This window comes from Microvirga pudoricolor (genome assembly GCF_016892705.1).
In the GTDB taxonomy this organism is placed as follows: Bacteria; Pseudomonadota; Alphaproteobacteria; order Rhizobiales; family Beijerinckiaceae; genus Microvirga; species Microvirga pudoricolor.
The window spans coordinates 361,653-385,916 of record NZ_JAFEMB010000001.1; the positions used below are offsets into that span (position 1 = coordinate 361,653).

The window sequence follows — 24,264 nt, forward strand, 5'->3', positions numbered from 1 at the left end:
GCCCCCCACATGTTCACCTGGTTCGACCTGATGCGTCAGGCCCAAGGCTCCCCGGATCTCGATGCCCTGGCGCGCCAGTTCAACCTGTCCACCGAGCAGGCCCAGAGGGCCATGGCGGCGTTCCTGCCCGCCTTCGCCATGGGGGTGAGGCAGCCGGCGGGCCTCAACGATCCGATGCAGATGTTCCGGGGCCTGCCGGGCACCCCGTTCACCGAGTTCTGGAGCCAGGCCGCCCGGGCGTTCACGCCCCAGGCCCACCAGGCCGGCAAGCAGGTCATCGACCAGTTGTTCGGATCGGACGACACCAGCCGCAGGGTCGCGCACCAGGCGGCCGATTTCGCCGGGATCGGCGTCGAGACCATGCAGCAGATGCTGCCGCTCATGGCGGGGATCTTCGCCGGCACGCTGCATCAGTGGATGGCGGCCCAGGGCCAGATGAGCCAATCCGCCCCGTCCAAGCCCACGTCTTCGAAGCCCTCCGCCCCGCAGCCGCCCGACTGGGCCCACCTGTGGGATGCCTGGCTCGGCCAAGCCTCGGCCGGCAAGGGACAGGCGCCCGCGACCCCCTTCGAGGCCATGATGGCGCCCTTCATGAACCCGCCGTCGAAACCGGAGCGCGGCAACAGCTCCGCCGAGGCGTGGGAGCGCATGATGGGAGCGGGACACGAGATGCAGAAGCAATATCTCGCGTCCCTGCAGGGCATTTTCGAGAGTGCCTGGCGGCAGAAGCCCGGACGCTCCTAGTGCGCCGTTACGCGAGGCGCAGCTCGCGCGTTACCATGGGCACCGCGGGCCGGATCGTTTTTCGCGTCTCCCCCACGCGCTGAGACCGGTGACGACGCTCAAAGGATCGAACCAACACCACGGACGGGTTCTCGAAGATCGATTCCTCGAGAGCTCCCGTTACCTCGCTGCGGGTGAGGCCGATATCCTTGAGCATGCGGTCGTCGAAATCGGCGAGCCGCCGGACCTCGGCGCGGTGCTTCAGAGCCTTGGCGAAACGGACCACAGGCGTGGCCAGGATGAGAGCCGCACGTCCGAAGAACGCCGACCCGAACGACGGAATGACGGAATGAATAGACCGGGCCATGAGAATCACCTTGCTCTGACAGACACCATTCGGCGTGACGAAGCGCAGCCGTTTCGCACCACGGTTGATGCAACGAGGACCGAGCGCCGAGAGCCGAAATCCTTGTTTTTCCAAGGAATAAGCGGAAGCTAGATGATTCATCTCATCACTTGAAGCGATAGTTTGAAATATGTATCATCACGTTAATTGATAAAGGAAACGGCCATGCATCTGCTCGATATCGACCAGCTCCGCACTTTCGTCGCCATCGCCGATACGGGGTCGTTCACCCGCGCGGCCGAGATGGTGCACAAGACGCAGAGCGCCGTCTCCATGCAGATGAAGCGCCTCGAGGACCGGGTCGGCCGGTCCATCTTCGAGCGCGAGGGCCGGCTGTCCAAGCTGACCGACGAGGGCGAGCGTCTCCTCGATTATGCGCGCCGGATCGTTCGCCTGAACCAGGAATGCATGCTGTCGTTCAACGAGAACGAGCTCATCGGCCGCGTCCGTCTCGGCCTGCCGGACGATTACGCCGATCGTTACCTGCCTGAGATCCTGGCGCGCTTCTCGCGATCCAACCCGAAGGCTGAGGTGACGGTGATGTGTGAGCCGACCCACAACCTCATCGAGCGGGTGCAGAACGGCGACCTGGACCTTGCCATCATCACCCATGTGGACCGCCACGGGCCGTCCGAGATCGTGCGGATCGAGCAGTTGCTGTGGGTGACGTCGGCCCGCCATGCGGTGCACGAGGAGACTCCGATCCCGCTGGCCCTGGGACGCCCGAACTGCAACTGGCGGCATTCCGCGACGGGGACGCTGGAGGGTGCCGGGAAGGCGTTTCGGATCCTCTACGTGAGTTGGCATTCCACCGCCGTCGGCGCGGCCGTGCTGGCGGGCCTCGCGGTGTCGGTCCTGCCGGAGAGCGCCGTGCGGCCGGGCATGCGCATCCTGGGCCCGACCGACGGCTTCCCGGCCCTGCCCTCGTGCAAGATCGGGCTGATCCGCGCCCGGCAGGAGGCGAGCCCGCTCGCCGATGCGCTCTGCTTCCACATCAAGCAATCCCTGGACAATCTCGGCGCGGCCCGCACTCTGCCCATCGCGGCGGAGTGACGGCTCCCTTCTTTCGGTCCCGCCGCCGAAGCTCCGGCACACCACGCCCTTGTCGGGATCGAGGGCGATGAGCCGCCCGCCCGCCGTGGGCATGTAGAGCTTCGCTGTTCCGTCGGGGCAACAAACAGGACGGGGAATGTTGCGGGTGGCCGCTCAGGTTCGGGCGGGACGGCTCAGCACCAGCACGTTTCCGGCCAGAGCCGCGACGACGCCCAGGATGGCGAGCGGGGTCCAGACGTAGCCTTCCACGGCCGTCGACACTCCCAGCGCGATGATGGGGAAGAGCACCGTCGTGTAACCGGCCCGCGCGGCGCCGAGCCGGCGCAGAAGCGTGAGGTAGCTGGCAAAGGCCAGAACGGACGCCCCGATGGCGAGATAGAGCAGCGAGCCCACGTATTTGGCCGTCGGCTCGATGATGAAAGCGTTGCCCCGAACCAGGTTGAGGAGCGCCAGGAGGCAGGCCCCGTAGGTCATGCCCCAGGCGCTGGCGGACAGGAGCGGGATGCCGCGCCGCTGGACCAGGGTGGAAATCATGTTCCCGGAGCAGAAGAAAAGCGTTCCCATCACGCAGAAGCCGAGCCCTACGAGAGCCCCCTGCCGCGCGCCGGCCCCGGCGATTTCCGGCCAGAACAGAAGCGCGATCCCGACGGCTCCCAGAAGGCCGCCGAGCGCCACGCGGGCCTCGATGCGCTGACGCAGCACGACGGCGCTCAGGACGAGGTTGAAGATGGACGCCAGGGAGAACACGACGGAGAGCAGGCCCGACGGAACGGTCAGCCCACCGTAGTAAAAGCAGACGAAATTGCAGCAGAACAGGCACGCGCCCGTGCCCAGGAACCGCAGGTGATCGCTCCACGCGAAACGAACCGGGTTCCCAGAGGCCAGCACCCAGCCCCACATGACGAGAGCCGCCAGCAGGAAGCGCCACAGGACGGACATCTCGGGCGCCACGACGCCAAGCTGGGCGCGGATGCCGATCCAGCTCACGCCCCACAGGAACACGGTTGCCACGTAGAGGCCGATCGTGGATCCCTCCACGCGTCTCGGCTCCGCTCCCGGCATCGCATTCACCTGGCTCATCACGCTGCCCTCCCGGCACGCCCCACGCCTACGCCTCGCCGACCATGAGCGCAAATGATGGATTGTGATGGGTTGCAATAGGATCCCTTATGATGCGGGCCCCTCGGCATCCACACCCGTCAACAGGAGGGAATTCCGCGAGCTCGGCAGTAAGCTCCCGTTAAAGGAAGTGGGCTCATGAGACTACGCGTCAGTGAGGTCCGAGAGCCATGCACAGCCACAGCGAACGCAGCGAAGCCCGCACCGTCAAGGTGATCTATGCCACCCAGATTCTCGCCTTCGCGATAAGCGTCCTGATCTACGCCCACTGAGGGCAAGAGCCTAAGCCCGGGAGCGTCGTGGGCTGTCTCACTTCGGGGGCAGACCGCGCCGTCGCCCACGAAGCCGTGAAGGGCATCGGCCGTTTTGCTGAAACCATCCGCTCATCAACGTGTTGTGACGTGGAGAAGGTGGTGCCGCTAGGGCAAACCTGACTGGATGGAGATTATTCATGCGTCGCATTCTCATCGGCACGATCGCAGCCGGTTTCGCTCTCACTTCGTTTGGCGCCATGGCGCAAACGGCCGCTCCCGTTCCGAACGCCAGCGGCTCGCAGGTCACCAACCCGAACTCCAAGGGTTCGACCGCTAACGAGTATCTCGGCAAGCAGGACACGACGCCCGGCGCGGCTGCGGTCGCCCCCGCCGCTCCGCTGACCACCGGCACTGTCGCCCCGGTTCCGAACGCGTCCGGTTCGCAGGTGACGAACCCGGCCGGCACGAGCAGCTCTCCGTCCGTGGTCCCGATGATGCCGGGCACCGCCGGCACCGTGGCCCCGGTTCCGAACGCCTCGGGCTCGCAGGTGACCAACCCGGCCGGCACGGGCTCGACCACGGTCAAGTAATGACCTGAGGCGCCCCGTCGCGGCTTAATCGTCGCCGACCCTTCAAAGTCCCGTGCAGGGGTGATCTTGCACGGGACTTTTCGTTGAAAGCCCGACGATTGAACCACTTTCCGCCGGGCACTGAACCATTTCGACCAAAGCAGGGTTATCACAGAAATCTTTTGGGAAATTCCACGCCATGTCGCCCGCTTCCGCCATCGACGACCAGTTGCGGTCGTTCCTGACGACCTCGCGCTTCGCCGAGAAGGGTGCCGTGATCACGGACCTCGACGGCACGGCCGTTCATGAATTCGAAGGCCGTATCGCGATTCCGGATTCCGTGTCGCACGGCCTCAAGGCGATCACCGAGGATGGGCATCGGCCAGTGGTTCTGAATACCCTGCGGTTCCCCCTCAACGTGATCAAGACGTTTGGGCGCGAGTGGTATGCCATCACCAACGCGCCCTTACCTCTCGTGTCTCTCAACGGCAGCATCACGGGCTACCTGACGGAGACCAGGGACGGCCTCATCGCTTTCGAGGAGATCGACGCCTTCCCGCTCTCGCCTGGTGAGATCGAAGAGCTCCTGGTCGGCATCGAGGGCCTCGTGGCGAATGGAATCGACGATTTACTCGTCTTCTACTATGCGCGGGATTGGACCAAGGGCGAAACGATCTGGACCCCCGCCCCCGATCGTATCCCGCACATTCGGGACAAGTACCGGAGCGCTTCCGAGGTCGTGAGCGGCGCGATCGCCGGCCTTCGCGACACGTTGATGGGCCAGGACATCTGCATGGTCTTCCTTCTCGTCGAGATCCCTCAGGACCAGCGCATGGCATACCAGCAGGGCACTAACCCCACGCGGTTCGTCACGCGCAAGGGCGTCGACAAGCTCTTCGGGGCGCGCTCCGTCGCCGAGAGGCTCGGCTTCGAGCTCGACCAATCCGTCGGGTCGGGCGATACCCCCATGGACACCTTCCTGGCAGGCTGCGGCCTTGCGGTGCATGTCGGACCCATGGATCTGGAGCTGAAGGGGCTCGTCGAGACGGTTCGCATCGAGAACTCACGTGCCTTGGGGGACTTGCTCTTCCGCCTCGCGGACCTTCAGAAGCCTCTTCGGGATTTCAAGCCATGACAGCGGCTCTCAAATCGGCGACGCATGCCTTCGACGAGCGGGACGCCCGCGCCTTCGCGCGCGAGGTCGTGGCTCATCACTTCGGCGGCGCCAAGCCGAAAAAGGTCAATGCCCTCGGAGGAGGCCTGACCAACTTCGTCTTCGAGGTCAACCACGCGGAGGGCGACTTCATCGTGCGCATGGGCACGGAAGCCGCGAAGGTGAAGGAGTATCTCAAGGAGCAATGGGCCATCGCCAAGGCGGGCGAAGCGGGCGTGCCGACCGCCGAGGTCCTGGAGGTCGGCGCGGATCTTATCCCCCTCCCCTACATGATCGCCCGCAAGGTCGAAGGCACCGAGGCGGTTCATCATCCGGAGCGCTTCGCGATCCTACGCGAGATGGGCCGCCTCACGGCCACGATCCATTCGATCAAGACCTCCGGCTTCGGCCACACCTTCGACTGGTCGAACAACCAGCTCTCGCGCAACGAGACCTGGAAAGACTACCTGCATGGCGAGTTGAAGGTTGGCACGCGCCTCGCGATCCTCGAGAAGGAGAAGATGCTCGATCCGGCCCCGCTCAAGCGAATGAAGGCGGTCGTGCGGGAGATGGAGCGCTGGAAGGATCCCAAGCCCGTCCTGAACCATGGTGACATGCGGCTGAAGAACGTGATGGTCGATGAGGACGGCACGATCACGGCCGTCATCGACTGGGAGTTCTGCAGCTCCAACCTCGCTCCCTACTGGGACCTGTCGCTTGCCCTGCACGACCTGTCCATCGACGCCAAGCAGGAGTTCCTGAAAGGCTATGGGCTGAGCGAGGCGGAGCTGCGCGAGATGGCGCCGGTCATCAAGGCGATCAACCTTCTCAACTACGCGCCCTTCGTCGAGCGCGCCGCCGCCGAGGGCGACAAGCCCATGCTCGAGCAGTACCGGACGCGGTTATCCGGGGCGCTCGACCTCTACGCGATCTGAGCGCAGGCTCGTCCGTCGAGCATTTCATGGATGCGGCCGGCCAGGGCCTCCACCGTGAACGGCTTGGTGAGCAAGGCCATGCCCTCCCCCAGAAAGCCCGCCGCCATGGCGGCACTCTCGGCATAGCCCGTCATGAACAGGACGGGCAGACCCGGCTTGTACCGTCGGGCCTGCTCGACCAATTGGAGGCCGTTCATCCCCGGAAGCCCGATGTCGCTAACCAGGAGGTCGATCCTCCGGCCGGACAGGAGAACATCGAGACCGGAACGGCCATCGGCGGCTTCGATCGTGTGGTAGCCCAAGCTCTGCAACGCGTCGACGACCAGCGTCCGGACGACGCTCTCGTCTTCCACCACGAGGATCGTCTCGCCGTTTCTCACCGCAGCGAGGGCCAGAGGCGCGAGCACTTCCGGCTCCACGGGCATCTCGCCGGCGTGTCGCGGCAGGTAGAGCGCGACCGTCGTCCCGGCGCCTGGGGCGCTGTCGATGCGCACGTGGCCCTCCGACTGCTTGCAGAAGCCGTAGACCATGGACAGGCCAAGGCCCGTGCCCTGGCCGATGGGCTTTGTGGTGAAGAACGGATCGAACGCGCGGGCGATCACATCGGCGGACATGCCTTGTCCCGTATCGGCGATGGCAATCCTGACATAGGGGCTGGAACCATCGGGATCGCGGGAGGGCGCGAAGGACGGGTCGAGGCAGGCGTTGTCCATGGCAATCGTCAGGCGGCCGCCCTCCGGCATGGCGTCGCGCGCATTGATGGCCAGGTTGAGGATGGCGTTCTCAAGCTGGTGCGGATCGCAGTGGGTCGGCCAGAGATCGGGCGTCATCCCGACCGTCAGGCTGATCGTCTCTCCCAGGGATCGCCGCAGGAGGTCTTCCATGGAGGTGACGAGCTGGTTGACGTTGACGGGTTTGGGGTCGAGGGGCTGGCGGCGGGCGAAGGCAAGCAGGCGGTGGGTGAGCGCGGCCGCCCGGTTGGCGGAGGACACCGCCGCCTTGGCGTAGCGTTCCAGGGTGTCGTGGCGCCCTTGCGCCATGCGGGTCTGCATCAGGTCGAGGGAGCCGATGATCCCGGTGAGCAGGTTGTTGAAGTCGTGCGCGATCCCGCCCGTCAGCTGGCCCACAGCCTCCATCTTCTGGCTCTGCCGAAGCTGCTCTTGCGCCTGCGCCAGTTTCTCCGCCGCTTGCCGCTCAGCCGTAACGTCACGGCCGAAGGCGTAGATCACGCCGTCCTCCGGGATGGCCGTCCAGTTGATCCAGCGATACTCGCCGTTCCGATGCAGGAGCCGGGCCTCGAAGTTGCGGGTTCGATGGCCGTCCGCGAGGCGCTGAAGCTCCAGGACCGATGTGGCGACGTCGTGGGCATGAACGAAGCTCATGAAGGGGCTGCCCATCGCGTCCTCCCGGCTCCATCCCAAAATCCGTTCGAAGGCTGGATTGACGCTCTCGAACGTTCCCTCGAGGCTCGCGACCACGATCAGTTCCTGGCTGACGTGCCAAGCCCGCTCCCGCTCTCGCCGGCCCTTGTCGATCTCGCTCTCGAGACTGGCGTTGAGGGAAGCGAGCCTGTCCCTCGCAGCCTTCTGGTCCTCGATATCCGTGCAGCTGGCGAGCCAGCCGATGACGCTGCCGTCGTCGGCATAATGGGCCTCCGCGCGAACGAGGTGCCAGCGGTAGGAGCCGTCCGCGGCGCGCAGCCGCGCCTCCGTATCGAGACGCATGTCCGTGGCCTGGGCGCGCTCCCACGATTGCCGCAGGCTCACGAGATCGTCGGGATGGAGCGCACGGGTCCATCCGTGTGGCAGAGCGATGTCGGGATCCTGTCCCGTATACTCGTACCAACGGCCGTTCAGGTAGCTCAGGGCTCCGTCGGGAGAGCCGAAGCCGATGATGTTGGTGGACAGCTCCGTGAGGCGATGGATCTGCCGCTCGCTCTCACGCCTGCGTTCCTCGCTCAGATGCAGAGCGTCCTCGACGTTCTTCACGTCGGTCACGTCCGTGCCGACCGCGAAGATTCCGGTGACGTCTCCGGCCGCGTCCTTGATGGGGTGATAGATCAGGTCGATGTAGCGACGCTCGGCGGGATGGTCGGGCCGGCGACGGATCAGCGCCGGCATCGCGCGGCCCACGAAAGCCTCGCCCGACCGATAGACCTTGTCCAGGATCTCCCAGAAACCTTGGCTCTTCGTCTCCGGCAAGGCTTCTCGCACGGACTTGCCCACGATGTCGCCGTGACCCACAAGCTGGAGATAGGCATCGTTGACGAACCGGAAGATGTGCTCCGGTCCCTCCATCACCACGATGAAGCCGGGCACCTGCCGGAAAAGCTGCCGCCATCCGTCGTTCTCGATGGCCAGGCGGCGGTTGATGGCCGGCTCCCAGGCCTCGACGAGGTTGCAGAACACGCCGGCGACCTGCCCGGCCTCGTCCCTGACGGGAGTCGGCACCACGACGAGGCGATGCCCCTCATGAACCCGACCCGGTATGAGGTCCCATCATGTTTCGTCGAACACCTTGGCGTCCCCATTGTAGAGGCGCGGGAGAAGGGACCGGATGTGGGACCATGAGTCCGGCCGCTCGGATGCCTGGCTGCGCCCGAGGCTCTCACGACGAAAGGGTTCGAGGAGCGCCGCGAAGGGATCGTTGAACAGCCACACGGCCTCGTCGCCCCAGACGATGAAGATTGGATGGGGCGAATTGAGCATCAGGCTGACGGCGCCCTTCAAGGGCTGGGGCCAGTGCCGGGGCTCCCCCAGGGCAGAGTTCCGCCAGTCCCTCTCGCGCAAAAGCAGGCCTGCCTCGCCCCCTCCGGCGAGGCATTCGTCGCTATCGAGGCTGCTCACGCACGTCATGGCGCCCAAATTAATGCTATACTGATGCAATTGACAAATGGAGTCGTGCCACAGGCTTAATTTCAGGCTTTCCCGTCGCGAGGATCCTCGAACGGCTGCGCTTGGGTTGACCCTCGGTGATCATTCCGGCTATCGATATCTTTCGGTCAGCAGTTCACCGAGGCATCGCCCCCGCAAGGGACGCTAAACCTGTCATTCAACCGCCGGACAGCGTATTCCTGTGCCGCGTCGGAACGGCGATCACCGATCATCCCCTGTCGGATAGGCACGTGAACAGGGATCCATCATGTCCAGAACCGTTCTGCCGTTCCAAGCGAACGACATCTCCTCCGTCGCCCGGTCGCTGAAGGACCAGCTGGCCAAGCGCACGTCATCGCCGGATCGTCCTCCGGGGCACGTCGAACTCCTCAATATGCTCGCCCGATCGACCGGGTACCGCAACTTTCAGCACTATCGGGCCGAGCACATGGTGCCCGGGACCATGGACGCGCCTGCGCCGCAGCCTCGCCCCGGCGGCAACGCGGACGGGAAGCCGGCCGTGGGCACGGAGCGCATCGAGAGGCTCTTGCGCTGCTACGATTCCACTGGTCTGCTCGTGCGGTGGCCGCCGAAGCACACCCAGCGCCTGCTGGTTCTCTGGGGGCTCTGGTCTCGGTTCCCGGCCCGGCAGGACTGGTCGGAAGCCGAGGTGAATGGGCGCTTGCGGGCACTCCACGCATTCGACGACCCTGCCCTGCTGCGACGCCTCCTATGCGACAACGGCCTGTTGGAGCGCACCCGCGACGGACGGGTCTACCGGCGGGTCGAGCAACCCGTCCCCGACGAAGCGTCGGCCTTCCTGCGCCGCCTCAAGACCCTGCCGCCCGCCGCCTAGCCGAACCCCAAGGCCATGCCCGGTCGCCGGCCGGGCATGTCTCACCGGTTTGTCATTGGTCGCGAAGGCATTATCCTCCCATAGGATCTCTCCCCCGCTGATCGGATCCCCATGAACGTCCCGCTATGAACGTCCCGCCATGAACGTCCCTCCATGAACGTCCCGCCCTCGGGCCCTCCCGCGCCAGAGTCCCGGAAAGGCCTGCCCCTTCGCGATATCCGGTTGGCGTCGGGACTGATCCTGGGCGCCTTCCTGGTCAGCCACTTCGCCAACCATGCGCTCGGCCTCGTCTCCGTGGAAGCCATGGAAGCGGCGCGGCAATGGTTCAACCGGCTCTGGCGCAATCCGGCCGGGACCGCCCTGCTCTATGGCGCGCTCGCCACGCATTTCGCCCTGGCGCTCGACGCCCTGTTCCGGCGAAGGACCCTTCGCATGCCCCCTCGGGAGGCCGCGCAGCTCGTTCTCGGCCTGTCGCTGCCTTTCCTTCTCGTGGCGCATGTGGTGGGAACGCGGGTCGAGTTCTCCGTGACCGGGCGCGAGGTCGGCTACCCGGATGTGATCCGGAACCTCTGGGTCCTCAGTCCCGAGAACGGGGCCCGTCAGGCGCTGGCGCTCGTCATCGCCTGGCTGCACGGGTGCCTGGGCGTCTATTTCTGGCTGAGGGTCAAGCCCTGGTTCCGGCAATGGACGCCCCTGCTCTATGCTGGCGCCTTGCTGCTGCCCGTTCTGGCCCTACTGGGCTTCGCGGAGGCCGGGAAGGAGATCGCGGCCGATCCGGACCGCTTCACCTTCCTGCCGCCCCGGAACGACCCGACGGTGGATGGGATCCGCGCCGCGCTCATGGGCGGCTTCACGGCGCTCATCGCCGGCGTCTTCGCCGCGCGGGGGCTGCGCTCTTACCGCACGCTCTCGACCCGTGTGCGCATAGCCTATCCGGGTGACAGGACCGCCGTCGTGCCGCGGGGCTTCACCGTGCTCGAAGCCAGCCGGCTCATGGACATTCCCCATCCATCGGCCTGCGGCGGACGCGGGCGCTGCTCGACCTGCCGCGTGCGGATCGTGGAGGGCCTGGAGGGCCAGCCCCGGCCCACGCCCCAGGAGCAGGCGACGCTCACCCGCATCGGGGCGGGCCCGGACATCCGTCTCGCCTGCCAGCTGCGCCCGACGCGGGACATCGCCGTCGTCCCCGTCCTGTCGACCCACCAGCCGGGACTCGTGGCGTCCCTGGGAGGAAGCCGCCAGACCGGCGGCCGCGAGCGCGAGCTGGCCGTGCTGTTCTGCGACCTAAGGGGCTTCACGCGCTTCAGCGAGGATCGGCTGCCCTTCGACACGGTCTTCCTGCTCAACCGCTATTTCGAGATCGTGGGCCATGCGGTGGAACAGTCGGGCGGCCATCTCGACAAGTTCATCGGCGACGGGGCGCTGGCCCTGTTCGGCCTGAACGCCTCCCCGGAGGATGCCGCCCGGCAGGCCTTCGAGGCCGCCCTTCGGATCGTCGAGGGGGTGCGTCAGCTCAGCGATGCGCACGCGACGGAACTCGACCGCCCCCTCGCGGTGGTGGTCAGCCTCCATGCCGGCCCCGCCATCCTGGGTGAGATGGGCTACGGCCAGGCCAGCGGCCTGACGGCCGTGGGCGACACCATCAACGTGGCGAGCCGTCTGGAAAGCGTCGCCAAGGAGCGCGATGTGGAACTGGTGATCTCCGCCGAGCTCGCCCAACGAGCCCGGCTCGACCTCGCAGCGCACGAACGCCAGACCGTGACGGTTCGCGGCCGGGCGATGCCGGTGGATGCATGGATCGTCCGGAGCGCCGCCCGAGCAGTGCAATAGGGCATTGTCGCAAGGATCGAGCGGGAATCGGGGTTCAAAACGGCGGCCCCGCGGCGAACGACCTGGCTGCGAGCTTGAAAAGGGGATGGGGAAAGAACCGTGACGGATGCGTCCAATTAGCCGCCTGCCACCCCTTCGGCGCGCTTGACGAAACAGTGTCACCTGGATTCCAATCGGACCATGGAATCAAAGCGCTTCATCCTGGCCTGCCTCGCCCTGTTGCCCCTGTCGCTCCCGGCGATGGCACAGGCTCCCGCAGCACCGCCCGGCACAGGGCCGGAGGCATCGACCGGCGCCTCCCAGCCGCTTCGCTTGAAGGTCCGTCCGTCGGGCTACGAGCCCGCGCCCGAGGATGCCGTCGCACGCCAGGAGCGCCTGCTCAAACGCATGGCCGACAACGATTTCCTGTTCCGGTCCATCTGCCAGAATTGCGGCGATGCCTGGAAGCACAACTCCTACGCGCCGTTCAACCCCATGCGCTCCCTGAAGGGCATGGCCTCGGAGCCGGCGCCGGACGCCCCTGCCTCCGATGTGGCCCCGTCTGCTCCGGCCGTAGCGGCCCAGCCCTGAACCCCCCCGCGGCCCTTGAGCGATCTTGCGTGAGATCGTATATCTGGACGAGCGGACCGCGTTCCGCCGGGCTTGGACGACCTCGCCCGATCCTGACCCAGAGTGGGGACGACCCTGCTTCCGACGGAGCATCGTCATGGCATGGATCTACCTCGCCCTCGCGGGATTGTTCGAAATCGGTTGGGCCATTGGCCTCAAATACACGGATGGTTTCAGCCGTCTCGTCCCCTCGGCCCTGACAGTTGCCAGCATGATCGTCAGCGTCGTGCTGCTCGGCCTTGCCCTCAAGACGCTTCCGGTCGGGACAGGTTATGCGGTCTGGACCGGCATCGGCACGGTGGGCACGGCCCTGCTCGGTATCTATCTCTTCGCGGATCCCGCGAACGCCGCGCGGCTGGCCTGCATCGGCCTGATCGTGGTGGGCATTCTCGGGTTGAAGATGGCGTCCTGACCGGCGCGAAAACGAAGCTTTATCGGCACGAAGGCGCGAGAGGGTTTCTCCCGCGGCCTTCGTCCTTGGCTCTGCCTCGGATCTTCAGATCACGAAGAAGTCGTCGGCTTTGATCACCGTTTTCGGCTTCACGGTCGCGATCAGGAACATGCCGCCGTCCTTGGCCCCATTGGAGTCGTAATAGATCTTGCCGGCTTTCCTATCGTAGACGATGTAATCGTCCCGATCCTGAACGAGCGTCTTGCCGATGCCGATTTCCTTGAAGAACGACGCCTTCATCTTGACGGACTGAACCGGCGTCCCCTTCTTGCCCATCATGGCGAAGACGGCATTGTCGAGATAGATCGAGTCCTGCTTGGAATCGAAATCCGTGATGACGTCGACATTCGAGTTGGCGTTCAGCGTGACCTTCAGCTTGGCGTCGACCTTGACGTTGGGCTTGGTGTCGAACACGAACGTGTCCTTGCCGCCGTTGCCCGTCAGCTTGTCCTTGCCGAGCCCGCCGAACAGGATGTCGTCGCCCAGGCCGCCGGCGAGGACGTCATTGCCCTTGCCGCCCTTGATGACGTCGTTGAACGGCGTGCCCTGGGTGCGCTCCACCAAAAGGTCCGTGACGTTGATCGTGAAGGTCCGGTCGATGAACAGGCCCTTCGAGTCCGTCGCGCGAACGGTGACTGCGTGAGACAGGTTCTGCTCGTAATCGAGCTTCACCCCGTCGAGAACCGTGAGCGCGCCGTTGACGAGGGCGAAGCGTCCGTCGGCATTGTTGGTGAGCGAGAGCGTGATCACGTCGCCTGCATCGGGATCGAGGGCCGACACCCGCCCGATCACGGTGCCGTTCGCGGCAAGTTCCTGGACGCTCGAGCCGGAGAGCGAGATCGACGTCGGAGCGGAGTTGCCGTCCGAGCCGACTTCCACGGTGAAGACCGAACGCCGGTAACCGCTGTCGTAGAGCGTGAAATCGACCTTGTTGGACCATACGGCCGCACTGTCCGCCGCGCGTGTGTAGGCGATCGAGCGGATCAACTCCTGCACAAGAGCAGGCGTGGCGTCTTCCGTCAGGCTGATGTCGAGAGAACCTTTCGACGACGCCTCATAGGAACCGACCTCGGTCGCTCCATTGGCGATGATCCTGTAGTAGGTCCCTCCAGAGGATGTGTCGGCCTTGAGCTTGAAGATGCCGGATTGATCGACGGAGAGTGTTCCTTTCCCGTCATCAACTGATTGGTCGATGATGAGATAGTTCAGATACTCTTCGTCCGTCACGACGGCATTGCGGCCCGCATCGAGGAAACCTGTTGCGCCGTTGAGGATCTTGACCTTGTCGCCTTGGAGGTTCGCGACCTGCGCGGCCTTGTTCACCTTCGTGCCGGACGCATCCGTGATGCTGTCGATCCCACGCCGGAACAGCTGCGTCCGTTCCGTGTCGCTGAAGGTTTCGTTCCTGAGAACGACCGAGGCGCCGGTGCCCCCGGACGCGTATGCCAGCTTGGCCAGCCCGATCTGCTCCTTCTCGAAGATCGCGGTGGCACCGTCCACGAGATTGATCTGCTCGAAGCGAGTGACGGTCTTGCCCTTGAAATCCGCCGTCCCGCCGCGAATGGCCAGGGTGTCGTCGCCCAGGGTGTCCTGTCCGCCGTCAAAGGACGAGATCCCGTTGAACTGGCTGGCCGACAGGGTGATGAAGTTCGAGTATTCGCTTCCGAGGACGTTCTCGATCCCTTTCAGGGATGCAATTCCGCTCAGATCGGCGTCGTCCCAATCCAGGAAGTACAGTGTATCGACGCCGGCACCGCCATCGATCCTGTCGCCCGCATCGATGAGACGATCCTGAACGACGAAGAACTCGTCCGCGTCCGTACCGACGATATTGTCGTCGCCTTCGGTCAGGCTGCGCCAATTCGCCGGCAAGGTGACAAACGTGACGGCGTCTTCGCTGGTTCGCCCGCCGAGATCGGAAACCTCGATGCTGATCAGGTGTTCTTCGGCCGCCGTCCCTCCGGTAACCGACAGGTAGGAGAGCGCTCGAATGAAGCTCTGCGCGGTGGCAATCGCGAGGCCACCATCGAAGTCGACCTTGATCACGCCTTCGTCGAGCACGTGGATGGTGCCGATCTCGGTGTCATTGTGCTCGACGCGCTTGCCGTCAACCCACCCGTCCGGAGCCGCGAAGGCGCCTCCGATCGAGAACACACCTCTCCCATAGCTCACGAACTGGATCGACCCGATCTTTTCGTCGTCGTCGGACAGCGTCGCATCCGCGAACGAAAACCGCTCGGAGGCCGGGCCAACGATCTGGTCCTCTCCGAGATCGAGGTCGGGAGCCTCGTTGGTGTAGGTTTCTCCGTCGTAGTAAACCGTATCGATGCCGTTGTTCCACAGGACCCGGATCTTCTCCATGAAGCCCGCCCCGAGGTCGCCGGTATAGTTCAGCTCGTCATAAGTGGACGTGTAGGCTCTGAGCTTCGACGCCAGCGTCCAGTCCGAAACGTTGTCGACATATGTACCCCATACACTCGAGGAGAGCTCAATCACTCGGAAGCCCGTGATGGCGAGACCATTCAGGTCGACGTCGTAGCCCTGAATCGTGAGGGTATCGCTGTCGAGCGCGTCGCCGCTGTCGATGAGCTTGATACCGGCCAACTGGTCCGATTCGATGACGATGTGATCGGCCGCACTCGTCCCCGCGATGGTCTCGAACCCGCTCAACGCAAGCATGTTGTTCAACTTGAACATGCCGCCGCCCGTCAGATTGAGGCGGTCGCTTCCGCCCTTGGCGTCGAGGCGCGAGCCTTCGACCTGATCTGCGGTCACGCTATAGGTCTGGTCTGTTCCATCGCCCGTCCAGGTGACGGCGGCCAGGATCTTGGTCGTCATTGAAATGCCCCACGCGAAAGCCGTTAGTGGCCTTATACGTTATTGCATTTCACTTTCAGCAAACTTTTGCAAGTCGTTCCGGCTTCAGAACACGCACTCCGAAAACACCGGCCGCACCGACCCGCCCCATTCCCCGTGGAAGCGCTCTAGCAACCGCTCGGCCACCGTGACGCCCGAGCCGACGATTTCCTCTACGTAAGCCAGATGCACGGTCTCGTCCTGCCCGCGCGCATCGCGCAGGGCGCGGCGGGCCAGTCCCGCCTTGGCGAGCGCCACCGCCTCAGCGGCGACCTCCCGCACGGGGCGCCCGGCCACCGTCGCGTTGAGGGCCAGCGCCGGCACGGCGTCCCGCACCGCCTGCCGCTCCTCGGCGGTCCAGGCCTTCACCAGCTCCCAGGCGCCGTCGAGGGCCGTCTCGTCGTAGAGCAGCCCGACCCAGAAGGCCGAGAGCGCCGTGATGTGCTCTGGCGGCCCGACATCGGCCCCTCGCATCTCGAGATAGCGCTTGAGGCGCACCTCCGGGAAGAGCGTGGAAACGTGGTTCGCCCAGTCTGAGCGGGTGGCCCGCTCGCCGGGCATCTGCGGCAGCTTGCCCTCGAGCAGGTCCCGGAAGGACGCGCCGGTCACGTCGTGATAGGTCGAATCGCGCTTGACGAAGTACATCGGCACGTCGAGCGCCCAATCCACGTATTGTTCGAAGCCGAAACCGTCCTCGAAAGCGCCCGGCATCATGCCGGAGCGGTTGTTGTCCGTGTCGAGCCAGATATGGGAGCGACCGGATAGAAAGCCGTTGGGCTTGCCGTCCGTGAAAGGAGAGTTCGCGAAGATCGCCGTGGCGATGGGCTGGAGCGCAAGCGACACCCGCAGCTTCTTCACCATGTCGGCCTCGGAGCCGTAGTCGAGATTCACCTGCACCGTGGAGGTGCGGTACATCATGTCGAGGCCCCGCGTGCCCACCTTCGGCATGTAATCCGTCATGATGCGGTAGCGCGCCTTGGGCATGACGGGCGTCTGCGCGCGGGTCCAGAGCGGACTCATGCCGAGCGTCAGGAACCCGATGCCGAGTTCGCCGCCCACGCGCTTGGCGTCCGCCAGGTGAGCGTTCGTCTCGGCGGCGGTTTCGTGGAGATCACGCAGGGGGGCGCCGGAAAGCTCGTACTGCCCGCCGGGCTCGAGCGAGATGGCGCCGCCGCCCGCATCGTCCGCCAGTCCGATGGGCTTGCCGTTCTCCAGGATGGGCTCCCAGCCGCTGAGCCGCCCCATCCCGTCCAGGAGAGCCCGGATCCCACGCTCCCCCTCATAGGGAACGGGGGACGCGTCAGCCCTATAGAACGGCACCTTCTCGTGTTCGGTGCCCAGCCGCCAATCCTGGCGCGGTTTGGCCCCGGAGGCGAACCATTCCACGAGTTCGGACCGCGCCCCGATGAGATTCGCATCGGAAACGTCGCGCGCCATGGATCACCTCATGCAAAGAAGGCACGGCCCCTTGGGTCGCGCCGAAAGTCGGGTCGCGTGTAAATAGAGGCCTTGCCGCCAAGCTGCAATGAGGAAGCCGCAGACCTCCCCTCGATTTCGAGGGGGGCTCGTTCAGGACGGATCAGTGCCGGAAGGCCGTCTCACCGACCGTTTCGGCCGAGAGCCAGTCGACCACGCTGGCCAGCGCGTCCCGGCTGGACCGGCCCCGGCCCATGGCCTCGGTGTAGATCGCGAGCTGCTGGTCGGCGCTCGTGCCCCGGGCCACGATCCAGCGGGCGAGATCGAGCTCCCGGCGGCAGCCGAGGGCGTCGGCGTCCTCGCTCACCAGGGCCAGGACCTCGTCCAGCACCTGACGCACCGGCTTGGCGCTGCGGGAGGCCTCGTCGACGAAGCTGCCGTGGATGCCGTAGCGCTGGGCCCGCCAGCCGTTCTCGTCGTTGATGGCGCGAGATGCCCCGGTCTGGCCCGCGTTGAGCTTCGAGTCCCGGGTCAGATGGCGAACGAGGCAGCGGTAGAGCGCCGCGATGGCAATGGTGTCGTCGACCCGCGTGCAGCTGTCGGCCACGCGCAGTTCCAGGGTCGGATGCTTGAGAGACGGGCGGATCAGCCACCACACATAGCTGGAATTCTCGATGGCGCGGGCCGCCACGAGGGTGTCGATATAGCGCTTGTAGTCCGCCGCGTCCTGGAACAGGTCCGGCAGGCCGGTGCGGGGCAGCTCACGGTAGGCGGCCAGGCGATAGCCCAGGAGGCCCGTGCGCTGAGCCTGCCAGAACGGTGAGGACGTCGATAGCGCCAAGAGCAGCGGCAGATAGGGCTGGATCCGGTTCATGAGGTCGACGCGGGCTTCGAGGTCGGGCACCTCCACGTGGACGTGCATGCCGCACACGATGGTGCGACTGCCGACCATCTGCAGATCGTGCATCACCTTGCCGTAGCGCGGCTGGGTGTTGGGCCGGACGCGGGACCAGACGGCCAGCGGATGAGTGCCGGACGCCATGAGCGTCAGGTTGTGTCCACGGGCGATCTCACCCACCGATGCGCGCAGGCCGGCGAGCTGTGCGCGCGCCTCAGCGAAATCGACATGAGGCTTCGTGGCGATCTCGAGCTGAGGCTCCAGCATCTCTGGCTGGATATCGTCCGACAGGTTGTCGCGGCAATCGTCGAAGAATTCCTTGATTCTTCCGCGGGCGGCGTCGCGTTTCAGGGCGTCGTTGACGAAGTATTCCTCTTCGATTCCGAACTTAAAATCCCCAGCCATTCTTGAAACTCCTCGTCATTATTCTTTTTCTGCGGGGTTATATGCGAGCATGATACGCTGCCGGCCAGCGTCAAACTCCAACCCTTTTGGGCAAGATCGGAGCAAATCGGGATCAAACGGCTAAGCTCTTGAGGCTACGGTTTTATCCGGTCAGCCGGTTGTTGGGCCGTCGCTCCGGCCCCAATCGCCCAGGGTCGCCTGGACCAGCGCCAAGACGGCGACCGCCGCCGTGTCGGCCCGTAGGATGCGCGGTCCCAACGATACGCGGATACACAAGTCGTGGGCGGCAACAAGCGCTCTCTCCTGATCGGTGAACCCCCCTTCGGGACCCACGATAACGGCGAGCTTGGCTCCCGGGTTCCGCAAGCTTGACAATATATTCACAGGGCTGCCGGGCGGGGCGTCCTCATCGCAAAAAATCAAGGTTCTGTCGGGCTCTAGCCCCCTGAGCGCCTTGTCCAGATCGAGCTCGGGCAGCACCTCCGGGACCGACAGGATGCCACATTGTTCAGCGGCTTCGATCACATTCGCGCGCATCCGGTCCAGGTTCACCCGCGAGCTCTGCGTTCGCCGCGTGAAGACCGGGCGCAGCGCGCCCGCTCCCATCTCCACGGCCTTCTGCACCATGTAGTCGAGGCGGGCGTGCTTGAGGGGCGCGAAGAGATAGAGCAGGTCGGGCGGGGCTGTCTGGGCGCGCACCTGCTCCGCCGGGACGAGGTCGGCCGCCTTGCGGCCCTCCACGGCGATCTCCGCCCGCCACTCGCCATCGCGCCCGTTGAAGACCAGCACCGACCCTCCGGGCCCGAGTCGCAGGACATTCAGGAGATAGTTCGCCTGCGCCCGATCGAGAGCGATCCTGGAGCCTGCCCGGAGGGGGTGGTCGACGAAGAGGCGGGGCGCATTGAAGTCGTAAGATGCCATGGGGCGGTTGTTGTCGCCCGGGAGGCTTTTGACAAGCCCTCGGGCAGCCCGGCGCCGCAACGGCCGCGGTGCGCATCAACACCCCGTGAGGGTGCCGAGGCCATTCGTCACTTGGCGTGCTGGCCCTTTCCCTGCTAACAGGGCATCGGCGCGCAACGGGTTGCGCTGCCTTCTCGAGGATTTTTCGATGACGCACGCCCGTATGCACATGGCTGCCGCGTTCGCCACCGTCAGCATGTTGATGGCTGCCCCTGCCTTCGCGCAGGCGAGCAACGATTGCGCCTATGCCCAGAAGTTTCTCGGCGAACGCCAGTCCCTGATCAAGCAGATTCAAGGCCTGGGCGGGAGCGGCAAGAAGAAGACGGTCGACCCCCGCGCCGCCTGCACGATCTTCTCCAAGCTCGTCACCAACGGTGACGGCGGCATGAAATGGATCGAGTCCAACAAGGACTGGTGCCAGGTTCCGGACGAGTTCGCCAGCAACTTCAAGGCCGACCACGGCCGCGCCGTGGAGATGAAGGGCAAGGCCTGCGCGGCCGCCGCCAAGGTGGCGCAGATGGAGAAGCAGGCCCGCGACGCCCAGAAGAACGGGGGCGGAGGCGGCCTCCTGGGTGGTGGCGGCCTCACCGGCACCTACAAGATGCCCCAGGGCGCCCTCTAAGGCTCTCGCGCGTTCATGGCGCGTCCGATCGACTCGTCCCTGCCGGACGCCGTCCGGGGTCACTGGGCCGACCGGATCGCCCCCGCGCGGCTTCGCCCCTACTTGCGCCTCGCGCGCATCGAGCGGCCCATCGGCTGGTGGCTGCTGCTCCTGCCGTGCTGGTGGTCGGCCGCCCTGGCGGCCGGCGCGGGCGGGCAGCCCTGGCCGAACCCGTGGCACTGCGTCCTCTTCCTCGTCGGGGCTATCGCCATGCGCGGCGCGGGCTCGACCTACAACGACATCGTGGACCGGGACCTCGACGCCCGGGTGGAGCGCACCCGGATGCGCCCCCTGCCCTCGGGGCAGGTGACCCTCAGGGCCGTGATCGGCTTCCTGATCCTGCAATGCCTCATCGGCCTGGCGATCCTGCTGCAATTCAACGCCTTCGCGATCCTCACGGGCTTCGCATCCGTGGGCATCGTGCTGCTCTACCCCTTCATGAAGCGGTTCTTCTGGATGCCGCAGATCGTGCTCGGGTTCGCCTTTTCCTGGGGCGCCCTCATGGGCTGGGCGGCGGCGTTCGGATCCTTGAGCCTCGCGCCGGTGCTGCTCTACGCGGGCACGATCGCGTGGGTGGTGGGTTACGATACGATCTACGCCCTCCAGGACATCGAGGACGACGAGATCGCGGGCATCAAGTCCTCCGCCCGTTTCTTCGGCGCGAAGGTCCGGCACGGCATCGCGATCTGCTACGCGCTGGCCTGGGTGCTCATCGCCGCGGCGTTCTGGCGCGCAGGCACCGGACCTACCGCCTATCTGGGCCTGGGGCTCTTCGGGGCCCATCTCGTCTGGCAGGTGGGCAAGGCAGATGCAACCGACGGTGCCGGAGCCCTGAGGCTGTTTCGCGCCAACCGCGATGCGGGCCTTCTGCTGTTTGCGGGCTTGGTTCTCGACAGCGCCCTGCGCTTCCTCTGACCGAGGCGCATCCACGGAACGACTGACGCCGGATGACGTTGAATGGCTCAGCTGAGGGCCGGTCGATGTTTGAGTTGGGTCGCGTTGAGGAAGCATCGTCGGACGTTCGCGAGCTGCGATCAGGGTCTCCTCCCTGGCACGTCGATCAGGCGCCCTTCCCCCGCACGCCCATCCTGGCGGACACGCGCTGCGACGTCGTGGTGGTGGGCGCGGGCATCACGGGATCCTTCGTGGCCGAGGCCCTCACCCGGCGGGGCCATTCCGTCGTGGTGGTGGACAAGCTGATGCCGGGGCGCGGCAGCACTGCGGCGAGCACCGCCATGCTGCAATGGGAGATCGACACGTCGCTGTCCGAACTCTCCGACATGTACGGGTTTGAGAAGGCTGCGGGCCTCTACCGGCGCAGTTTCACGGCCATGACGGACCTGACCGCCTTCGTGGATGCCCTGGGCGCCTCCTGCCATTTCACGCCGCGCTCGACCCTGTATCTCGGGAGCGCCGATACGGGGCTCGCCGGGCTTTCGGCCGAACATGCCCTTCGGGAAAGGGCGGGACTTCCCGGCGCGCTGCTCGATCGGGGCGCGTTGGCCGATACGTTCCGCATGATCCGCCCGGCCGCTCTGCTGTCGCCCGGTTCCGCGGAAGCCGATCCGCTCTGCCTGTCCCTCAACCTCCTCAGGACGGCGCTTCTGCACGGAGCGGTCCTCGTGGAGGACGAGGTCGTCGCCTATGACTGGACGGAGGGAAGCGCCGCTTTGACCCTGGCGAGCGGCCCCACCATCGAAGCGGGGCATGTGGTTCTGGCGACCGGCTACGAGATGCCGGACTTCCTGCGGTCGGACAATCACCGCACCGTCTCAAGCTGGTGCATCGCAACCTGCCCGCAATCCCCCGGAGCGCTGTGGCACGACCGTGTTCTCATCTGGGAGGCCGCCACCCCCTACCTTTATGCCCGGACGACGGATGAGGGCCGGATCGTGCTGGGTGGCGAGGACGACGACACCCAGGACGCTGCCGAACGGGAGGCGGCCACGCCCGCCAAGGTCGCCCGGCTCCTGTCGAAAATGCGGGAGCTGTGGCCAGCGGCCCGATACGACGTGGAATATTCCTGGTCGGCCCAGTTCGGGGAAACCGACGACGGATTGCCGCTGATCGGACGCGTGCCGGGCGCTCCTCGGATGCTCGCGGCCTATGGATACGGCGGCAACGGCATCACTTACAGCTTCATGGCGTCCCGGATCCTGAGCGCGCTCGTGGAGGGTGAGGACAGGGCCTGGTTCGGCGATTATGCCATCGACCGGACGACTCCCTGAGCCCACGGCTTCCAACCGTCGGGCCCATCCCGGCCGGCGCAAGCCGAAAGACGGCGTCATGAACAGGGAAAAGGCCGGCGCGGCAATGCGCGGTCTGGCCAGGAGCCCACTTCCGCCCCATTGTTTCCGCGCCATGCTGTCCTCCTCTCCCACCGCCCTCGTCGCCTCCCTGATGCCGGATGTCCGGGAGGCCGCCCGGCAGGCAGGCGCCATGGCCATGGAGCGTTTTCGAGAGGGAGCGCAGACCGCCGCCCAGGTCTGGTACAAGCCTGGCAATTCCCCGGTCACGGAGGCGGACATCGCCGTCGACACCTTCCTCAAGGAGCGCCTGACGGGCCTCCTGCCGGAGGCGGGATGGCTGTCCGAGGAGACGGCGGACGACCCCTCCCGCCTGTCCCGGAGCCTGGTCTGGGTGGTAGACCCCATCGACGGGACGCGGGCCTTCGCGGCCGGGCGTTCGGAATGGTGCGTGTCGATCGCCCTCGTGCGTGACGGAAAGCCCATCCTGGGGACGATCCACGCCCCTGTTCCAGACCGTCTGTACGAGGCGAGCCTCGCGGGTGGCGCGCTCCTCAACGGCAGGACGCTGCGGGTGCCGGACGGACAGGACCGGAGCCGATTGCTGATCTCGGGGCCGAAGCCCCTCATGGACCGCTATGCGGGCCGAGGCGCCGAGGTCGAGTGCCTGCCCAAGATCCCATCCCTTGCCCTGCGAATCGTGCGGGTGGCGGACGGGACTCTCGACCTCGGGTTCGCGTCCGCCAATTCCCATGACTGGGACATCGCCGCCGCCCACCTGATCCTGCGCGAGGCCGGCGGCGCTCTCACGGATTTGACCGGCACGGAGCCGGGCTACAACCGCTCTCACCCCACCCACGGCGACCTCGTCGCGGCCGCAGCATGGTTGCATCCGCGCGCCATTAGGGCCATGAGAGGCTGAAAGGCCGGGGCTTGTCCGAAAGCCTCGCGAATCCGTTTCCGCCACCCCATCAGGAGTTGACCGTCCCTATGAGCGACACGTCCGGCAAGCAGCTGCTTCACCTGGTTTTCGGAGGAGAGTTGGAGAGCATCGACAGCATCGATTTCAAGGATCTGTCCAAGCTCGACATCGTCGGCATCTTCCCGAACTACGCGACCGCCCATGCGGCCTGGAAATCGAAGGCCCAGGCGACCGTGGACAATGCCGAGATGCGCTATTTCGTGGTGCATCTCCACCGGCTGCTCGACCCGCAGCAGAGCTGATCCCTCGGGCCGCAATGGGTCTCGTCAAGCGCATCACCCGCTCGCGCAAAGTCCAGGAGGCCCTCGGCCTCATGGTGGCGCGGTATCTCGAGCTCGTGCGCCGTACCAACCGGTTCGTCATGGAGCCGGCGGACGCCTACGAGCGCATCGGGCCCATGATGCCGGTGATCGCGGCCATGTGGCACGGCCAGCATTTCATGATCCATTTCGCCAAGCGGCCGCAGGACCGGGCCGCGAGCCTCGTGTCGCGCTCGGGCGACGGCGAGTTCAACGCCATCGCGCTGCGCCATCTCGGCATCCGGGCCATCCGGGGCTCCGGGGCGCGGGGCCGCGACGTGCGCAAGAAGGGCGGCGTGTCGGCCATGCGCGGCATGCTGCGGGCGCTCGCGCAGGGCGAGATGGTGGTGATGACGGCCGACATTCCCAAGGTCGCCCGCGTGTGCGGCGACGGCATCGTGATCCTGGCCCAGATCTCCGGCCGCCCCATCGTGCCCGTCGCGGTGGTGACGAGCCGCCGGCGGGACTTCGACAGCTGGGACAAGGCCAGCATCGGGCTGCCTTTCGGACGCGGCGCGATGGTGCTGGGCGACCCGATCCATGTGGCCCGGGACGCCGACGCGGCCACCATCGAGGCCGCGCGGCAGACGGTGGAGCGCGAGCTGGACCGGGTCCACGAGCGCGCCTATGCGCTGATCGGCTCCCGAGACCCCGGCGGCAAGGCGGCCTCCCGGAGCGTCGGCCCGGTCGAGAGGTTGTCCCCATGAGCC

At 65.8% G+C, this 24,264-nt stretch carries 23 protein-coding genes; 15 read left to right on the forward strand and 8 right to left on the reverse strand.

Annotation, left to right across the window (positions count from 1 at the left end):
* Nucleotides 1–9 precede the first annotated feature (9 nt).
* Nucleotides 10–744, forward strand: coding sequence for a DUF937 domain-containing protein (locus tag ILT42_RS01680; protein WP_204213573.1), 735 nt, complete (start codon nt 10–12; stop codon nt 742–744).
* 7 nt (nt 745–751) lie between these two features.
* On the opposite strand, the gene ILT42_RS01685 is transcribed toward ILT42_RS01680, so the two are convergent.
* A complete protein-coding gene (locus ILT42_RS01685) occupies nt 752–1,090 on the reverse strand; it encodes a DUF1127 domain-containing protein (RefSeq protein WP_204213574.1) in 339 nt (112 codons plus the stop codon).
* Nucleotides 1,091–1,294: 204 nt separating this feature from the next.
* Between ILT42_RS01685 and ILT42_RS01690 the strand changes: the two genes are divergently transcribed.
* Entirely contained in the window at nt 1,295–2,182 is an 888-nt protein-coding gene (locus ILT42_RS01690; protein WP_204213575.1) for a LysR substrate-binding domain-containing protein, read from the forward strand.
* Between the two features lie 153 nt (nt 2,183–2,335).
* Here the strand turns inward: ILT42_RS01690 and ILT42_RS01695 are convergent, their stop codons facing one another.
* Nucleotides 2,336–3,262, reverse strand: coding sequence for a DMT family transporter (locus ILT42_RS01695; RefSeq protein ID WP_204213576.1), 927 nt, complete (start codon nt 3,260–3,262; stop codon nt 2,336–2,338).
* 490 nt (nt 3,263–3,752) lie between these two features.
* Between ILT42_RS01695 and ILT42_RS01700 the strand changes: the two genes are divergently transcribed.
* From ILT42_RS01700 to ILT42_RS01710, 3 genes are all read left to right on the forward strand, one after another.
* Nucleotides 3,753–4,145 carry a hypothetical protein gene (locus tag ILT42_RS01700; RefSeq protein ID WP_204213577.1) on the forward strand — a complete coding sequence of 131 codons (393 nt, stop codon included), beginning with the start codon at nt 3,753–3,755 and terminating at the stop codon, nt 4,143–4,145.
* A gap of 178 nt (nt 4,146–4,323) precedes the next feature.
* Entirely contained in the window at nt 4,324–5,259 is a 936-nt protein-coding gene (locus tag ILT42_RS01705; protein WP_204213578.1) for an HAD family hydrolase, read from the forward strand.
* Complete coding sequence (locus ILT42_RS01710) at nt 5,256–6,212, forward strand: phosphotransferase family protein (RefSeq protein ID WP_204213579.1); 957 nt, start codon at nt 5,256–5,258, stop codon at nt 6,210–6,212. The genes ILT42_RS01705 and ILT42_RS01710 overlap by 4 nt, the downstream gene beginning before the upstream one ends.
* Here ILT42_RS01710 and ILT42_RS01715 read toward each other — a convergent pair.
* Together ILT42_RS01715 and ILT42_RS01720 are read right to left on the reverse strand one after the other, a co-directional pair.
* Nucleotides 6,200–8,665: a hybrid sensor histidine kinase/response regulator gene (locus ILT42_RS01715; RefSeq protein ID WP_204213580.1), complete on the reverse strand. Its 2,466-nt coding sequence runs from the start codon at nt 8,663–8,665 to the stop codon at nt 6,200–6,202. The two genes, ILT42_RS01710 and ILT42_RS01715, sit on opposite strands and share 13 nt — an antisense overlap.
* Nucleotides 8,666–8,710: 45 nt before the next feature.
* A complete protein-coding gene (locus tag ILT42_RS01720; protein ID WP_204213581.1) occupies nt 8,711–9,058 on the reverse strand; it encodes a hypothetical protein in 348 nt (115 codons plus the stop codon).
* A gap of 295 nt (nt 9,059–9,353) precedes the next feature.
* On the opposite strand from ILT42_RS01720, the gene ILT42_RS01725 reads away from it, so the two are divergent.
* The 4 genes from ILT42_RS01725 (at nt 9,354) to sugE (ending at nt 12,792) form a co-directional block, all read left to right on the forward strand.
* The gene (locus ILT42_RS01725) at nt 9,354–9,941 is read left to right on the forward strand and encodes a DUF2087 domain-containing protein (protein WP_204213582.1); all 588 of its coding nucleotides are present in this window, start codon (nt 9,354–9,356) and stop codon (nt 9,939–9,941) included.
* A 153-nt stretch (nt 9,942–10,094) separates the two neighbouring features.
* Nucleotides 10,095–11,771 (forward strand): adenylate/guanylate cyclase domain-containing protein, encoded by a 1,677-nt coding sequence (locus ILT42_RS01730; protein ID WP_204213583.1) that lies wholly within the window; start codon nt 10,095–10,097, stop codon nt 11,769–11,771.
* 180 nt (nt 11,772–11,951) lie between these two features.
* A complete protein-coding gene (locus ILT42_RS01735) occupies nt 11,952–12,341 on the forward strand; it encodes a hypothetical protein (protein ID WP_204213584.1) in 390 nt (129 codons plus the stop codon).
* Between the two features lie 136 nt (nt 12,342–12,477).
* Entirely contained in the window at nt 12,478–12,792 is a 315-nt protein-coding gene (sugE, locus tag ILT42_RS01740; RefSeq protein WP_204213585.1) for a quaternary ammonium compound efflux SMR transporter SugE, read from the forward strand.
* Nucleotides 12,793–12,876: 84 nt separating this feature from the next.
* On the opposite strand, the gene ILT42_RS01745 is transcribed toward sugE, so the two are convergent.
* The 4 genes from ILT42_RS01745 to ILT42_RS01760 form a co-directional block, all read right to left on the reverse strand.
* On the reverse strand, nt 12,877–15,669 hold the full coding sequence (locus ILT42_RS01745; protein ID WP_229428320.1) for a hypothetical protein: 2,793 nt from the start codon (nt 15,667–15,669) through the stop codon (nt 12,877–12,879).
* A gap of 84 nt (nt 15,670–15,753) precedes the next feature.
* On the reverse strand, nt 15,754–17,124 hold the full coding sequence (locus tag ILT42_RS01750; protein ID WP_204213586.1) for a glutamate--cysteine ligase: 1,371 nt from the start codon (nt 17,122–17,124) through the stop codon (nt 15,754–15,756).
* 142 nt (nt 17,125–17,266) lie between these two features.
* Complete coding sequence (locus ILT42_RS01755; protein WP_204213587.1) at nt 17,267–18,406, reverse strand: carboxylate-amine ligase; 1,140 nt, start codon at nt 18,404–18,406, stop codon at nt 17,267–17,269.
* A 150-nt stretch (nt 18,407–18,556) separates the two neighbouring features.
* Nucleotides 18,557–19,327 carry a 16S rRNA (uracil(1498)-N(3))-methyltransferase gene (locus ILT42_RS01760; protein WP_204213588.1) on the reverse strand — a complete coding sequence of 257 codons (771 nt, stop codon included), beginning with the start codon at nt 19,325–19,327 and terminating at the stop codon, nt 18,557–18,559.
* A 187-nt stretch (nt 19,328–19,514) separates the two neighbouring features.
* Here ILT42_RS01760 and ILT42_RS01765 point away from each other — a divergent pair, with 187 nt between their 5' ends.
* The 6 genes from ILT42_RS01765 (at nt 19,515) to ILT42_RS01790 (ending at nt 24,261) form a co-directional block, all read left to right on the forward strand.
* Nucleotides 19,515–19,988, forward strand: a complete 474-nt coding sequence (locus ILT42_RS01765; protein WP_204213589.1) for a hypothetical protein — start codon at nt 19,515–19,517, stop codon at nt 19,986–19,988.
* A gap of 15 nt (nt 19,989–20,003) precedes the next feature.
* Entirely contained in the window at nt 20,004–20,942 is a 939-nt protein-coding gene (ubiA, locus tag ILT42_RS01770; RefSeq protein ID WP_204213590.1) for a 4-hydroxybenzoate octaprenyltransferase, read from the forward strand.
* Nucleotides 20,943–21,007: 65 nt separating this feature from the next.
* The gene (locus ILT42_RS01775; protein ID WP_204213591.1) at nt 21,008–22,255 is read left to right on the forward strand and encodes an NAD(P)/FAD-dependent oxidoreductase; all 1,248 of its coding nucleotides are present in this window, start codon (nt 21,008–21,010) and stop codon (nt 22,253–22,255) included.
* Between the two features lie 58 nt (nt 22,256–22,313).
* Complete coding sequence (locus tag ILT42_RS01780) at nt 22,314–23,195, forward strand: 3'(2'),5'-bisphosphate nucleotidase CysQ (protein WP_204213592.1); 882 nt, start codon at nt 22,314–22,316, stop codon at nt 23,193–23,195.
* A gap of 68 nt (nt 23,196–23,263) precedes the next feature.
* Nucleotides 23,264–23,497: a DUF4170 domain-containing protein gene (locus tag ILT42_RS01785; RefSeq protein ID WP_204213593.1), complete on the forward strand. Its 234-nt coding sequence runs from the start codon at nt 23,264–23,266 to the stop codon at nt 23,495–23,497.
* 14 nt (nt 23,498–23,511) lie between these two features.
* Nucleotides 23,512–24,261: a lysophospholipid acyltransferase family protein gene (locus ILT42_RS01790; RefSeq protein WP_204213594.1), complete on the forward strand. Its 750-nt coding sequence runs from the start codon at nt 23,512–23,514 to the stop codon at nt 24,259–24,261.
* Nucleotides 24,262–24,264 lie beyond the last annotated feature (3 nt).

What these genes read in the sequence shown, in the direction of transcription:
- ILT42_RS01680 (WP_204213573.1), top strand. Translation starts at nt 10, where the DNA reads ATGTTCACCTGGTTCGACCTGATGCGTCAGGCCCAAGGCTCCCCGGAT.
- ILT42_RS01685 (WP_204213574.1), bottom strand. Translation starts at nt 1,090, where the DNA reads ATGGCCCGGTCTATTCATTCCGTCATTCCGTCGTTCGGGTCGGCGTTC.
- ILT42_RS01690 (WP_204213575.1), top strand. Translation starts at nt 1,295, where the DNA reads ATGCATCTGCTCGATATCGACCAGCTCCGCACTTTCGTCGCCATCGCC.
- ILT42_RS01695 (WP_204213576.1), bottom strand. Translation starts at nt 3,262, where the DNA reads ATGAGCCAGGTGAATGCGATGCCGGGAGCGGAGCCGAGACGCGTGGAG.
- ILT42_RS01700 (WP_204213577.1), top strand. Translation starts at nt 3,753, where the DNA reads ATGCGTCGCATTCTCATCGGCACGATCGCAGCCGGTTTCGCTCTCACT.
- ILT42_RS01705 (WP_204213578.1), top strand. Translation starts at nt 4,324, where the DNA reads ATGTCGCCCGCTTCCGCCATCGACGACCAGTTGCGGTCGTTCCTGACG.
- ILT42_RS01710 (WP_204213579.1), top strand. Translation starts at nt 5,256, where the DNA reads ATGACAGCGGCTCTCAAATCGGCGACGCATGCCTTCGACGAGCGGGAC.
- ILT42_RS01725 (WP_204213582.1), top strand. Translation starts at nt 9,354, where the DNA reads ATGTCCAGAACCGTTCTGCCGTTCCAAGCGAACGACATCTCCTCCGTC.
- ILT42_RS01730 (WP_204213583.1), top strand. Translation starts at nt 10,095, where the DNA reads ATGAACGTCCCGCCCTCGGGCCCTCCCGCGCCAGAGTCCCGGAAAGGC.
- ILT42_RS01735 (WP_204213584.1), top strand. Translation starts at nt 11,952, where the DNA reads ATGGAATCAAAGCGCTTCATCCTGGCCTGCCTCGCCCTGTTGCCCCTG.
- sugE (WP_204213585.1), top strand. Translation starts at nt 12,478, where the DNA reads ATGGCATGGATCTACCTCGCCCTCGCGGGATTGTTCGAAATCGGTTGG.
- ILT42_RS01745 (WP_229428320.1), bottom strand. Translation starts at nt 15,669, where the DNA reads ATGACGACCAAGATCCTGGCCGCCGTCACCTGGACGGGCGATGGAACA.
- ILT42_RS01750 (WP_204213586.1), bottom strand. Translation starts at nt 17,124, where the DNA reads ATGGCGCGCGACGTTTCCGATGCGAATCTCATCGGGGCGCGGTCCGAA.
- ILT42_RS01755 (WP_204213587.1), bottom strand. Translation starts at nt 18,406, where the DNA reads ATGGCTGGGGATTTTAAGTTCGGAATCGAAGAGGAATACTTCGTCAAC.
- ILT42_RS01760 (WP_204213588.1), bottom strand. Translation starts at nt 19,327, where the DNA reads ATGGCATCTTACGACTTCAATGCGCCCCGCCTCTTCGTCGACCACCCC.
- ILT42_RS01765 (WP_204213589.1), top strand. Translation starts at nt 19,515, where the DNA reads ATGACGCACGCCCGTATGCACATGGCTGCCGCGTTCGCCACCGTCAGC.
- ubiA (WP_204213590.1), top strand. Translation starts at nt 20,004, where the DNA reads ATGGCGCGTCCGATCGACTCGTCCCTGCCGGACGCCGTCCGGGGTCAC.
- ILT42_RS01775 (WP_204213591.1), top strand. Translation starts at nt 21,008, where the DNA reads ATGTTTGAGTTGGGTCGCGTTGAGGAAGCATCGTCGGACGTTCGCGAG.
- ILT42_RS01780 (WP_204213592.1), top strand. Translation starts at nt 22,314, where the DNA reads ATGAACAGGGAAAAGGCCGGCGCGGCAATGCGCGGTCTGGCCAGGAGC.
- ILT42_RS01785 (WP_204213593.1), top strand. Translation starts at nt 23,264, where the DNA reads ATGAGCGACACGTCCGGCAAGCAGCTGCTTCACCTGGTTTTCGGAGGA.
- ILT42_RS01790 (WP_204213594.1), top strand. Translation starts at nt 23,512, where the DNA reads ATGGGTCTCGTCAAGCGCATCACCCGCTCGCGCAAAGTCCAGGAGGCC.